The sequence below is a fragment of the Caulobacter rhizosphaerae genome, assembly GCF_010977555.1.
Taxonomy (GTDB): Bacteria; Pseudomonadota; Alphaproteobacteria; order Caulobacterales; family Caulobacteraceae; genus Caulobacter; species Caulobacter rhizosphaerae.
The window spans coordinates 4,572,750-4,584,775 of sequence record NZ_CP048815.1 but is presented as its reverse complement, the minus strand read 5'-3'; the positions used below and the strand labels follow the sequence as shown (position 1 = coordinate 4,584,775).

At 68.0% G+C, this 12,026-nt stretch carries 13 protein-coding genes; 5 read left to right on the top strand and 8 right to left on the bottom strand.

Features of this window, described 5'->3' with window-relative positions; translation table 11 throughout:
* Positions 1-33: 33 nt before the first annotated feature.
* Both G3M57_RS20910 and G3M57_RS20905 read left to right on the top strand, forming a co-directional pair.
* A complete protein-coding gene (locus G3M57_RS20910) occupies positions 34-1,425 on the top strand; it encodes a glycoside hydrolase family 47 protein (protein WP_163232748.1) in 1,392 nt (463 codons plus the stop codon).
* Positions 1,426-1,458: 33 nt separating this feature from the next.
* On the top strand, positions 1,459-3,234 hold the full coding sequence (locus G3M57_RS20905; RefSeq protein WP_163232746.1) for a hypothetical protein: 1,776 nt from the start codon (positions 1,459-1,461) through the stop codon (positions 3,232-3,234).
* A gap of 1 nt (position 3,235) precedes the next feature.
* On the opposite strand, the gene G3M57_RS20900 is transcribed toward G3M57_RS20905, so the two are convergent.
* The gene (locus tag G3M57_RS20900; protein ID WP_163232744.1) at positions 3,236-3,961 is read right to left on the bottom strand and encodes an alpha/beta fold hydrolase; all 726 of its coding nucleotides are present in this window, start codon (positions 3,959-3,961) and stop codon (positions 3,236-3,238) included.
* Positions 3,962-4,028: 67 nt separating this feature from the next.
* Positions 4,029-5,570 carry an FAD-dependent oxidoreductase gene (locus G3M57_RS20895; RefSeq protein ID WP_163232742.1) on the bottom strand — a complete coding sequence of 514 codons (1,542 nt, stop codon included), beginning with the start codon at positions 5,568-5,570 and terminating at the stop codon, positions 4,029-4,031.
* 64 nt (positions 5,571-5,634) lie between these two features.
* On the opposite strand from G3M57_RS20895, the gene G3M57_RS20890 reads away from it, so the two are divergent.
* Positions 5,635-6,120 (top strand): MarR family winged helix-turn-helix transcriptional regulator, encoded by a 486-nt coding sequence (locus tag G3M57_RS20890; RefSeq protein WP_230983883.1) that lies wholly within the window; start codon positions 5,635-5,637, stop codon positions 6,118-6,120.
* Positions 6,121-6,301: 181 nt separating this feature from the next.
* On the opposite strand, the gene G3M57_RS20885 is transcribed toward G3M57_RS20890, so the two are convergent.
* Positions 6,302-7,180, bottom strand: a complete 879-nt coding sequence (locus G3M57_RS20885; RefSeq protein WP_163232740.1) for a LysR substrate-binding domain-containing protein — start codon at positions 7,178-7,180, stop codon at positions 6,302-6,304.
* 129 nt (positions 7,181-7,309) lie between these two features.
* On the opposite strand from G3M57_RS20885, the gene G3M57_RS27770 reads away from it, so the two are divergent.
* Positions 7,310-7,441: a hypothetical protein gene (locus G3M57_RS27770; RefSeq protein WP_269141746.1), complete on the top strand. Its 132-nt coding sequence runs from the start codon at positions 7,310-7,312 to the stop codon at positions 7,439-7,441.
* 212 nt (positions 7,442-7,653) lie between these two features.
* Here the strand turns inward: G3M57_RS27770 and G3M57_RS20880 are convergent, their stop codons facing one another.
* The 3 genes from G3M57_RS20880 to G3M57_RS20870 form a co-directional block, all read right to left on the bottom strand.
* A complete protein-coding gene (locus G3M57_RS20880) occupies positions 7,654-8,439 on the bottom strand; it encodes a DUF3800 domain-containing protein (RefSeq protein WP_163232738.1) in 786 nt (261 codons plus the stop codon).
* A gap of 208 nt (positions 8,440-8,647) precedes the next feature.
* Positions 8,648-9,589 (bottom strand): electron transfer flavoprotein subunit alpha/FixB family protein, encoded by a 942-nt coding sequence (locus tag G3M57_RS20875; protein ID WP_163232736.1) that lies wholly within the window; start codon positions 9,587-9,589, stop codon positions 8,648-8,650.
* On the bottom strand, positions 9,589-10,335 hold the full coding sequence (locus G3M57_RS20870) for an electron transfer flavoprotein subunit beta/FixA family protein (RefSeq protein WP_057184348.1): 747 nt from the start codon (positions 10,333-10,335) through the stop codon (positions 9,589-9,591). Before G3M57_RS20870 ends, G3M57_RS20875 begins: the two co-directional genes overlap by 1 nt.
* A gap of 244 nt (positions 10,336-10,579) precedes the next feature.
* Between G3M57_RS20870 and G3M57_RS20865 the strand changes: the two genes are divergently transcribed.
* Complete coding sequence (locus tag G3M57_RS20865) at positions 10,580-10,849, top strand: hypothetical protein (protein WP_056761100.1); 270 nt, start codon at positions 10,580-10,582, stop codon at positions 10,847-10,849.
* Between the two features lie 10 nt (positions 10,850-10,859).
* Here the strand turns inward: G3M57_RS20865 and G3M57_RS20860 are convergent, their stop codons facing one another.
* Together G3M57_RS20860 and G3M57_RS20855 are read right to left on the bottom strand one after the other, a co-directional pair.
* Positions 10,860-11,438 (bottom strand): cob(I)yrinic acid a,c-diamide adenosyltransferase, encoded by a 579-nt coding sequence (locus G3M57_RS20860; RefSeq protein WP_163232734.1) that lies wholly within the window; start codon positions 11,436-11,438, stop codon positions 10,860-10,862.
* Positions 11,439-11,661: 223 nt separating this feature from the next.
* Positions 11,662-11,859: a twin transmembrane helix small protein gene (locus G3M57_RS20855; protein ID WP_056761108.1), complete on the bottom strand. Its 198-nt coding sequence runs from the start codon at positions 11,857-11,859 to the stop codon at positions 11,662-11,664.
* Positions 11,860-12,026 lie beyond the last annotated feature (167 nt).

Here is a 12,026-nt window from a genome sequence, read left to right as displayed (position 1 = left end):
CGACCGGCGTCAGACTCCGTCTAGGTTGCGTCCATGACCCCTTTGCGCCTCTCCCGCCGCCACGCGCTGGCCCTGGCCGCCTCGGCCGCCGCCGCCCCGGCTCTCGCCGCCGAAACCGCCGCCGCGGAAGACTGGAAGGCCCTGGCCGCCGACGTCCGCGCCGAGTTCCAGTGGGCCTGGCAGGGCTATGTCGCCAAGGCCTGGGGCAAGGACGAGATCAATCCGGTCAGCGGCACGTCGTCGTCGTTCTTCGTCGAGGGCCACGACCTGGGCCTGTCGCTGGTCGAGGCGCTGGACACCCTGTGGATCATGGGACTGGACGCCGAGTTCCAGGCCGGGGTCGACTGGGTCAGGCAGAGCCTCGACTTCGACGTTGACGGCGACGCCCAGGTGTTCGAGACCAATATCCGCCTGGTCGGCGGCCTGCTGTCGGCTCACCTGGCTTGCGGCGACCCCATGCTGCTGGAGAAGGCCCGCGACCTGGCCGACCGCCTGGCCAAGGCGTTCGCGGCCTCGCCCCACGGCCTGCCCTGGCGCTATGTGAACCTGCGTACCGGCGCGGTCCGCGACCCGGAGACCAACCTGGCCGAGATCGGCACCTACCTGTCCGAATTCGGGGTGCTGAGCCAGCTGACCGGCGACCGCAAGTATTTCGACATGGCCAAGCGCGCCATGCGCCACGCCCTGGACCGCCGCTCGAAGATCGGGCTGATGGCCGCCAATCTCCACGCGACAACCGGCCAGTTCACCAGCCGCAACGCCAGCATCGACGTCTATGCCGACAGCTTCTACGAATACCTGTGGGACGCCTGGGAGCTGTTCGGCGACGCCGACTGCAAGCGCTGGGCGGTCGAGTGTGTCGACGCCCAACTGGCCCATCAGGCCAAGCGCTACGATGGCCGGCTGTGGTTCCCGATGGTCGATTTCGAAACCGGGGCCGTGATCTCCACGGCCCAGAGCGAGCTCGCCGCCTATTATGCCGGCCTGCTGGGCCAGGTCGGTCGCAAGGCCCAGGGCGACGACTACTTGGCGTCCTTCACCGACTTGCAGGCCAGGTTCGGGGTGATCCCCGAGTCGATCGACGTGACCACGGCGCAGCCGCGCCGCAAGGCCACGGGCCTGCGCCCGGAATATCCCGACGCCTGCCTGAACCTCTGGCTGCTCGACCGGGACGAGCGTTACCGCAGGTTGGCGGCCATCCACTATCGCCAGATGAAGGCCACCAGCCGCGCCGCCTTCGGCTACACGGCCCTGAAGGACATCACCACCCGGCCGATGACCCAGGGCGACAACTGCCCCGGCTACTGGTGGTCCGAGCAGATGAAATACTACTACCTGCTGTTCTCCGACACGCCGCGCATCGATTACCGGACGCTGCAGCTGAGCACCGAGGCCAACGTGCTGCGCGGGTTTCGGCGGGGGTAGGGACGCCGCATCCATCCGACAGGGAAGCCGACCATGCGCCGACGAACATTCCTCGCCGGAACGGCCGCGACGGCGGGCGCCGCCGCCTTTCCCGCGTCGGCCGCGGGCGACCGGGACGCCGCGACCCTGGCTCTGGTCACCGCCGCGGCGGACCGGCAGGCGGCCGCGATCCTGTCCAAGCCCGACGCCGGCGGCGGCGGATGGGGCCCGCGCGGCGTGCTTCGCCAGATGCGCCGCCTGACGACGCCGTTCGTCTGGCCGAGCTCGAACGCTTTCCACGACGACGCGTTGCTCGGGCCGATCGAGACGCTGCTGGCCAAGGTGGAGGCCGCCCAGCACGACGACGGCACGTTCAGCGCCGGCAACCGCCACTCGCCGCCCGACACCGCCTTCCTGATCGGCGACATGGCGGTGGCGGCCGCCGGCCTGCGCGCGGACCGGCGGCCCGAGAGCCAGGCCTTCGCCGCGCGGCTGACGGCGATGATGCGCAAGGCCGGCCCGGCCCTGGCGACCGGCGGTATCCACACGCCCAACCATCGCTGGGAGCTGTGCGCGGCGCTCGCCAGGATCGACCAGGTCGCCCCCGATCCCGCCTATCGGGCCCGCATCGACCAGTGGCTGGCCGAGGGCGTCGACATCGACGCGGACGGTTTCCATTCCGAGCGAAGCGCGATCTACGCCTCCGAGGTCAGCAACCCGTCGCTGCTGGCCCTGGCCCGCCTGCCCGGCCTGGCCCGGTTGCGGGACCTCGTGCGGCGCAATCTCGACACCACGATCGCCCTGGCCGAGCCGTTCGGGGGCGAGGTGGAGACGGTGCAGGCGCGTCGCCAGGACCAGGATCAGCGTCGGCAGACCCTGCACGCCTACTATCTGCAGTTCCGCGAACTGGCCCTGCTGGACGGCGATCGCCGTTTCGCCGGCGTGGCGCGCTGGATCGAGCGCAACGACAACGGCCGGCTGGCCGACGTCCTGGCCGACTTCATCGACACGCCCGAACTCGCGCGACCCCTGCCGGCGGAAGCCCCGCCGTTCCTCGACCTGGGTCGTCAGTTCAAGACCGTGGGGCTCGTGCGCCAACGGCGCGGCCCGATCACCGCCAGCCTGTACGCCGGCAGCGACTGGTATGCCGACGGCGCGCCCTCGGCGTTCTACAACACGATCGGCTCGGGACTGGCCACCAACCCCACGCTGATGCGGCTGTGGAAGGGCGGCCTGGTGGTGGACGCGGTGCGGCTGATCCCGGACTTCTTCAACATGGGCCATTTCCGCCCGTCCGAGATCGCGATGGAGCCCGACGGCGCCGTCCGCCTGGGCGGCGAACTGGCCGTGCCCTACTACCAGCCGATGCCGGCCGACCGGCGCCGGCCGGGCGGCGCCTACGCCCTGAGCCCCTCGATCGACGGACGCTTCACCAGCGCGCTCGATTTCAGCCATCGGCCCGCGACCTTCCACCGGCTGGGCGTCCGGATCCTGGTCAGGCCCGAGCCGGACGGCTACGGCCTGCTGTTCGAAAGCACGGGGGAGGAGGCGGTCGACATGACCCTGGAGCTGACCCTGCGCGACGGCGGGGTCCTGGAGGGCGCCCGCCCGCTGGCCGACGGCGGCTTCCACCTGGTTGAGGGGCAGGCCAGCTACCGCCTGGGCGACGAGCGCCTGCTGATCGGGCCCGGCAACGGCGAAGGCGTGGTGAAGGTCAGTGCCGGCGAGACCTACAGCTGGGCCGGCGGACGCCTGCAACTCCCCGGCCAGCGGCTCTACATCACCGGGCGTACGCCCCTTCGCTATGCGCTGCGTTTGGCCTTCGCCTGAGCTACCCCGCCAGGAACGCCGCCAGGGCCGCCACCGTCTCGGGCCCAGGCGCCTCGATCGCCGGCACGTGACCGCCGGGGCTGGAGAGGAACGGCAGGCCCTCGGCGGCGGCGAAGGCCTGCATCGGCAGGGCGTAGGCGTCCTGGTCGCCGTCCCACAGCAGCACCGGGAAGCCGCCGTCCAGGACGGCCTGGCGCGCGCCGTCCAGCTGGGCCAGGGCCTCGAAACAGGCGCGCATGGCCGGCTCGATCTCCGGCGTCACCCAGGCGACCAGCGCCGGGGCCGTGGCGCGGGCGAAGGCCCAGAACAGGTCGAAGGTCAGCGGCCCGTTCGGGGTCTTGGGAACCCCGTTCAGCAGGTCCCAGCCGCCGACCACCAGGCGCGATACTTTTTCCGGATGATGCTTGGCCAGCCCCACCGTCATCCACGCGCCCATCGAATAGCCGAGCACGGCGGCCTTCTCTTCGCCCAGGGCGTCGATCACCGCGGCCAGGTCGCCGGCCCGCTGGTCCTGGGCGTAGAGGGCCGGGTCGGCGGGCTTGTCGCTGAGGCCGTGGCCCAGGGAGTCGACGCAGACGACGCGGTGGCGGCCGACCAGGGCGTCGACCATGCCATTGGCCTTCCAGCTGGCGGCGTCCATGAACAGGCCGTGCTGCAGGACGACCAGCGGGCCCTCGCCCTCGACGGTGTAGTGAATGCGCTGGCCGCGATGGGTGACGAAGGGCATCGGGAACTCCGCAGCGGGCTTGAGCCCGACCGCTAGCGCAGGAATCCCCGTCAAGCCATCGCGAAGTTCACGCCGCCCGAGCGTGCGGGGCTCGCGCCGACGCCAGGCCCACGTCCGCCAGATAGGCCTCCAGCCGCGCGCCGTCGGCGGCGGGCAGGATCGCGCCGACATAGCCGTCCGGCCGGATCAGCACCAGGTCGCCGTCGGCCAGGCCGTAGGTCGCGCCCAGGGCGTCGTCGGGGTCCTGGAACGCACCGTCCTCGCCGACCGTGTGGACGCGCAGGCCCGGACGCGGGGCGGGCAGGCGGGCCGAGTCGGTCGTCCGGGCCACCAAGGTCCAGTGCGGGCCGGCCAGCAGGTCGAACAGCCGGGTGGGACGCCCGGCCGCGCCGCGCAGCACGCCGTCGGGGGCGCGGTCGCCCGGCTGCAGGGCGGTCTCGGGGCGGTTAGCCGGCGAGGCCATGGCCAGGGACGAGAGCCGGTAACCCAGGTCCAGCTGGTGCACCTCGCGGCCGCGCTTCATGTCGCCCTGCCGGGCCTTGTCCAGCAGGTCCGTGGCCAATCCGAGCATGCTAGCGGCGATCGGGCGGCGTTCTTCCTCGTAGGTGTCGAGCAGGGCGTCGGGCGCGCCGGCCAGCACGGCCGCCAGCTTCCAGCCCAGGCTATAGGCGTCCTGCAGGCTGGTGTTCAGGCCCTGGCCGCCGGTCGGCGGGTGGATGTGGGCGGCGTCGCCCATCAGCAGCACGCGGCCCACGCGGTAGCGGTCGGCCAGGCGGGCGTTCATGCTGTAGGCCGAGGCCCAGGCGACGCGCCCCACCGTCAGGCCGCCGTTCGGCCAGCGCGCGTCGATGAAGGCCTGCAGACCGGCCGCGGACAGCTCGACCTCGCCCCCTTCGCCCTCCGGCGGGATCGGCGCCTGCAGCTGGAACAGGTCGGTGCGGGGCAGGGGGCAGAAGCTGATCTGCCGGCTCATGTCGCCTTCGCTCGACCGGTGCCAGGCGTCGCGCGACAGGCCGTCCAGCTCGATGTCGGCGACGACGGCCCGCACCCCCAGGGTCTGGCCAGGGAAGCCGATCCCGAGCGCCCGGCGCACGAACGAGCGGCCGCCGTCGCCGCCCACGAGGTAGCGGCAGCGGACGGTCTCGATGCCGTCCGGCCCGGCGACCGTAGCCGTGACGCCCTCGGCGTCCTGGGTAAAGCCGGTCAGTTCGCAGCCGTACGCGACCGCGCCGCCCAGCTCGGCCAGGCGCTCGCGCAGCACCGCCTCGGTGCGGAACTGGGGGACCATCAGCGGCATGCGATAGGGCTCCTCGACGGTCGGCGGGGCCAGGGCGATCTCCTGGCTGTCGATGGAGGTCCCATCGGCGCGGTGCAGCCGCTGCGGCGGGTAGAGTCCGCCGGCCGCGACCATCCGGTCGAGGACGCCCAGGTCCTCGAACACCTCCTGGGTGCGGGGCTGGATCCCCTTGCCGCGCGAGCCGGCGAACGGGGCCGGCAGCTTATCGATCAGCCGCAGCGACACGCCGCGCCGCGCCAGGTCGATGGCCAGGGTCAGGCCGGCCGCGCCGGCGCCGCAGATCAGGACCTCGATGGCCGCTTGCTTGTTCATGGTCGCCTCGATATGTGTATTGCGCACACATATCGAGGTCGTCGGACGCGTGTCAACAAATAACGTGCAAAATACACATATCCTGCAGGCCATGCCGCAGCTTCACCGGTCGCTGATCGACATCGCCAGCGCGCTGAACCGGCCCGAGAACGACGCGGCAATGCTGGAAAGGGCGGGGCTGTCGCTGGAGCGCGCCCTGTTCCCGCTGCTGGTGCTGGTCGAGCGGCTGGGGCCGATCGGGGTGGTCGACCTGGCTGGGCGGGTGGGGCGAGACCACACCACGGTCAGCCGCCAGGTGGCGCGGCTGGAGGAGCTGGGGTTGGTCCTGCGCCGGGCCGGCCAGGCCGACCGCCGGGTACGCGAGGCGGTGATCACCCCCCAGGGCAAGGCGGCCACCGACGCCGTCGACGCCGCGCGCGGGCGCATGGCCCTGGCGCTGTTCCGCGACTGGAGCCCGGGCGAGTTCGACGAGTTGGTGCGGCTGATGCGCAAGTTCGCCGACGGGATGGGCGAGGTGATCGAGGGGACGGGGAGGCGCCCGGCTGACTGACGTTCGTCGCTATCCCCTCTGTCCGTCATTCCCGCCCGTGTGGCGGGAACCCCTTTATCCGCCGCAGGTGCGGGGTGTGGCGCGCTGGCGCGCCATTTCGTTTCACCGTCAGCGGGCCCAGGGGTTCCCGCCACAAGGGCGGGAATGACGAGTGTATAAAAGGGGATAGCGCGGAGCTATCCTACCCCCGCAACCCCGCCGTCTCGGCCAGGAACCAGTCGCGCAGCTTCAGGATCCGCGCCAGTTTCGGGCTGTCGGCCCGCCAGACGAAGTGGTTGCCGGTCTCGACCGTCACCTCGCCGGAGAACGGACGGACCAGGCGGCCTTCGCGCAGGTCGCGCTCGGCCAGGCCGCTGCGGGCCAGGGCCACGCCCACCCCGTGGGCGGCGGTGTCGAGCATCAGGGCGGTGTCCTCGAAGCCCAGCCCCTGCTGGCGCGGGGCCTCGTCGACACCCATGGCCGTCAGCCAGATCGACCAGGGCAGGCCCACGTGCCGCAGCAGGGGAACGTCCAGCAGGTCGCGCGGCTCGGCGATCGGATGGCGGGCCAGGAAGTCGGGGCTGCAGACCGGAAAGATCCGCTCGATCATCAGGGTGGCCGACTCCACGCCGGGCCAGACGCCACAGCCGAAGCGCAGGGCGATGTCGACGCCGTCGGTGGTCAGGTCGGCCACCCGGTCCTCGGCCCGGACGATCAGGTCCGGCTCGTCCAGTTCCTCGGCCAGGCGCGCCAGGCGCGTGACCAGCCAGCCCCGGGCGAAGGCGGCGCTGGAGCTGATCACCAGCGGGCCGCTGGCCGCCAGCCGGGCCTCGTCGACCCCGGCTCGCAGGGTGGTCAGGGCCTCGGCGACCTGGCCGGCCAGGCGTTGGCCGGTGGCGGTGGGGACCATGGCGTTGCCCTGGCGCACGAACAGCTTAGTCCCCAGCTCGTCCTCCAGCTTGCGGATCTGCTGGCTGACGGCGCCGTGGGTGACGAACAGCTCGCGGGCCGCGCGGCTGTAGCTGCGATGGCGGGCGGCGGCCTCAAGAGCGGTCAGGGTCAGGAACGGCGGCAGGCGCATGGTTGGCTTCAGCTTGTTAGTCTGGCTGACAAGTTCGCGCAGATACCATCGTTCGTAAAGCCCACACGGAAAGGGCATCTTGCAGGGGTAAGGCCGATGCGGCCGAAACCCATGCTCACAGGTGCTCCGATGAAACTGCTTCTGATCTCCGGCGTCGCCGTGCTGTCCTTCCTGTTCGCCTCGGTCGACAAGCTGTCGGCCCCGCTGCCCGACGCCGCGGCGCCTTGGGCGGCCAGCGTGCCGATCCACAGCCCCAAATGAGGGGGATGCGCTCCAAAAATAATGCCCTTATCCCGATTTTCGCTAGGATAAGGGAGGTGGGGCCCGTTCAGGCTGCCCTATTGTGTTGTCATCCCGGATCTGCGCTCGGCATTCGCCGGATCTATCCGGGACGACAATCGTAGGGATCAAAAGGAAGTTCGCGCCAGAGCCAGGATGCGGACATTCATCCTAGGCTAGTTGCAGGAACGCTCTCATCCAAGCATGTGGCGACGGTCGACTATCTCATAACGATTGCCATACTTTAGGCGAATCCATTGTCTTAGACCTGAGAATATGGCATCTTCTGTGTTTTTTATTCTCAGAAATTGCATGCCAGTATCGATCATAGGCCATGGAAGCGGTCTTCCATGTGCGCCTTCTCTGGCCCAATAAGCTTGAAAATCAGCGGCTTGAAGGGGAAGGAACTTTTGGTCGTTCTCAAACCTTGGAGGTGGGCTGAGAATGTGCTCCGCAGGAAAGGCGGAGCGAATAGTTTCGTAAGAATCACTTATGTGTTTCTTGTCTGATCTTTCGTCGAAACAAAACGACACCACATGGTGTGGCTGTATTTCCTTTATGAGGTTAAATCTATCTTTTCCAGCCCAAAGCCAAAGCATGCTAAATGAAGCCATAAATACATATGGATTATTTAAGATGGGATATGGAAGAATTACATCGGATTTTTTCTCGTTATCATATACTAAGATATTTGTTTTTGCGCTTTCGTAGTCCGAAATTCTGAGGATGCTGACAAATCCTACTTGGGCGTGGTTTTTTATAACCCTGTAAAAAGCTCGTGCGCGATCCATCCTCTCACTGTTGATGGCCATGGAGCTCATTTTAAACTGGTATGAGTTGTCTTTTGCAAGAGAGGCATACGGGAGGAGTCTTTCCCATTCAGCCGAGAAAGCCTCCCACTTCTCTGCGGTCGCAATATACCCAGCAAAAACGATAAACTCATCGTCTACGCTCTCGTCGATGAAAGCCTGCCAATTCATCAATGACGTCAAATCTACCGGAGGTGAGCGCACGCTGAAGGCTTACGAGGCGACATAATCAGTAACCTTGATCGGCCCGTGCGCATTGAGAATACCTAATCATCTAACATGTTTTGCCGATTCCGGTGCGCGGTGCGCAACAAGGCTCAAAGAAAAAGGCCCGGGATCGCTCCCGGGCCTTTCCTGTCTTCGCTCGAACGTGAAAGCCTTACTTCCCGGCCGCCGTCAGGGCGTCCATCAGTTCCGGCACGGCGGACTTGTAGTCGGCCACCAGGCCGTAGTCGGCGATCTGGAAGATCGGGGCGTCGGCGTCCTTGTTGATCGCGACGATGATCTTGCTGTCCTTCATGCCGGCCAGGTGCTGGATGGCGCCCGAAATGCCGATGGCGACGTACAGCGCCGGCGCGACCACCTTGCCGGTCTGGCCGACCTGGTAGTCGTTGGGCGCGTAGCCCGCGTCGACCGCGGCGCGCGAGGCCCCGACGGCGGCGCCCAGCTTGTCGGCCAGGGGCTCGATCACCTTCTGGAACTCCTCGGCCGAGCCCATGGCGCGGCCGCCCGAGACGACGATCTTGGCCGCGGCCAGTTCCGGGCGGTCCGACTTGACCATCTCCTCGCTGACGAAGCGGGTCTTGCCGGCTTCAGCGCCGCCCACGGTCTCGACCGGGGCCGAGCCGCCTTCGCCCGCCGCCGCGAAGGCGGTGGGACGCACGGTGATCACCTTCTTGGCGTCCGAGGTCTGGACGGTCTCCAGCGCGTTGCCGGCATAGATCGGGCGCGTGAAGGTGTCGGCCGAGACGACGTCGACGATGTCGCTGATCGGGGCGACGTCCAGCTTGGCGGCGACACGCGGGGCGAAGTTCTTGCCGCCCGAGGTGGCCGGAACCAGGATGGCGTCATAGGCGCCGGCCAGGGCCAGCACCGCGTCGGCTTCCGCCTCGGCGATCCCGTGGCCCAGGGCCTGGCTCTCGGAGACCAGCACCTTGCGGACGCCGGCGATCTTGGCGGCCTCGGCGGCGACGCCGGCCACGCCCTGGCCGAGGACCAGGATATCGACCTCGCTCGACAGCTTCAGAGCGGCGGTGACGGTTTTGTGGGTGCCATCGCGCAGGTGCGTGTTGTCGTTATCGGCGACGACGAGAACGGCCATTACAGCACCCCCGCGGTTTTGAGCTTGGAGACGAGGTCGGCGGCGGATTCGAGCTTGACGCCGGCCGAGCGCTTGGCCGGTTCGGCCACCTTGACGACCTTGAGGCGCGGGGCGACGTCGACGCCGTAGTCGGCGACGGCCTTCTGCGCGATTTCCTTCTTCTTGGCCTTCATGATGTTGGGCAAGGAGGCGTAGCGCGGCTCGTTCAGGCGCAGGTCGGCGGTGACGACGGCGGGCAGGTCGACGTCCAGGGTCTGCAGGCCCCCGTCGACTTCGCGGGTGACCTTGGCGGTCGCGCCCGACACCTCGATCGCCGAGGCGTAGGTGGCCTGGGGCCAGCCCAGCAGGGCCGACAGCATCTGCCCCACGGCGTTGTTGTCGCCGTCGATGGCCTGCTTGCCCATCAGCACCAGTTGGGGCGCTTCCTCGGCGACCACGGCCGCCAGCAGCTTGGCCACGGCCAGCGGCTCGGGGTCGGCGTCGGTGGTGATCAGGATCCCGCGGTCGCCGCCCATGGCCAGGGCGGTGCGGATGGTTTCCTGCGCCTGCTGCGGGCCGATTGAGACGATCACGACTTCGGTCGCGACGCCCTTTTCCTTGAGGCGGACGGCTTCCTCGACCGCGATCTCGCAGAAGGGGTTCATCGACATCTTGACGTTCGCCAGGTCGACGCCGGTCTGATCGGGCTTCACCCGGACCTTCACATTGTAATCGATAACCCGTTTGACCGGGACCAGAACCTTCATCGGTCTACGCCGCCTCCTGGCTAGTTTTTCCTGCCTGCGCCGACGGAATTAGCGCGTCCACGCAGGTTTGCAAGTTTCCCCTGACGTAAGCGTAATGCATTCGCGATCGCTACGTTCAAACAGTCGTAGGATAGTTCGCGCCCCACGTCTGCTGCGGCGCACACTGAGCGCATAGGCGAACGGCCGCCGTGGATCGGCGCTTTAGCCTCTGGCCAGCCACGCGACGGGCCAGTATGAGGCGGCCATGAAGAGCACCATCCCTCGCCTGCAGAAGATCTTCTTCGCCGTGTTCCTCGGCGCGACTCTCAGCGTCTTCTGCTTCCACTACTTCTACGTCTGGCCGCGGGACCGCTGCGTCGCGCGCGGGTCGGACTACGCCTGGGCCGGGCGCTGGATGAAGTGCGCCAAGATCTACTCGATCGAGACCCTGACCCAGCGGCCGCTCAACGTGCCGCCGATCAACACCGATCCCAAGAAGATGGAAGGTCCGTCGGCCAGCCGGCCGGCGAAGTAGAACGCTTCCTCTATCGCGTCGCCCCCGGTTTCCACAGCACGTCGGCGGCGCCGTCGTCATTGGCGCGGCGGGCGGCGACGAACAGCAGGTCCGACAGGCGGTTCAGGTAGCGCAGGGCCGGTTCGCCGACGATCTCGCCCTCGACGGCCATCAACTCCACCAGGCCGCGCTCGGCCCGGCGGCAGACCGTGCGGGCCACGTGCAGGGCCGCCGCGGCCGGGCTGCCGGCCGGCAGGACGAACGAGGTCAGGGGGGAGAGCCGCGCGTTCATGGCGTCGATCTCGCGCTCCAGCCGCTCGACCTGGCTGTCGACCACGCGCAGCGGCTCCCAGTCGGGCTTCTCGTTCTGCTCGGGAGTGGCCAGGTCGGCGCCCAGGTCGAACAGGTCGTTCTGGATGCGCTCGAGCAGGGCGTCGAGCTCGGGGTCGGCCCTGGTGTGCTGACGGGCCACGCCGATGAAGGCGTTGGTCTCGTCGACCCCGCCATAGGCCTCGACTCGCAGCGAGGCCTTGCTGACCGGCTGGCCGGTGGAGAGCCGCGTCAGGCCCTTGTCGCCGGTGCGGGTATAGATGCGGTTCAGCGTCACCATCGGCGGTCTCTCCAGGCTGTCGAATGACAACTTGCCCCAGGACAAGTTGTCCTATCGCTATCGGTGCGCCGCTGCGCTCTACTCGCCTTACCGGAGCGCCTTCCCCCTAGCCGCTCCGAGCTTAGGCGTTCAGTAGCTTATGCGTTCAACAGCTTAGGCGCGACGGCCGTTCCTATCCCGCAAGCAGGATGGCCGTCGCGTTTCAGTGGGGGTTCCCAAGTGTTCAGTGGGTGCGCCACCAGAAGGCGGCGACCAGCACCAGCACGGCCAGGAACTGCAGCGCCACGCGCAGGCGCATCAGCTTGTTGGAATAGGAACGCCCAAAATCGCCGCCGCGGAACAGGGCGTAGATGCCGACGCACAGCGTGATCAGCACCGCGGCGAGCACGATCGGGACCAGGAAATCGAACAGGTGGCTCATGGCCGCAAGCTAGGCGCTTGCTTCAGGCTTGGCCAGAGCGCGCCCTAATCCCGTCGCCAGTCGGACCTAGATCGGCCGCGAAGTTCCATATCGTCATTCGGCGACCCTGTTCGTTGAGCGCATTTGTCGCAGTGACCGACTGCTAACGATACCATACATCCTATAAA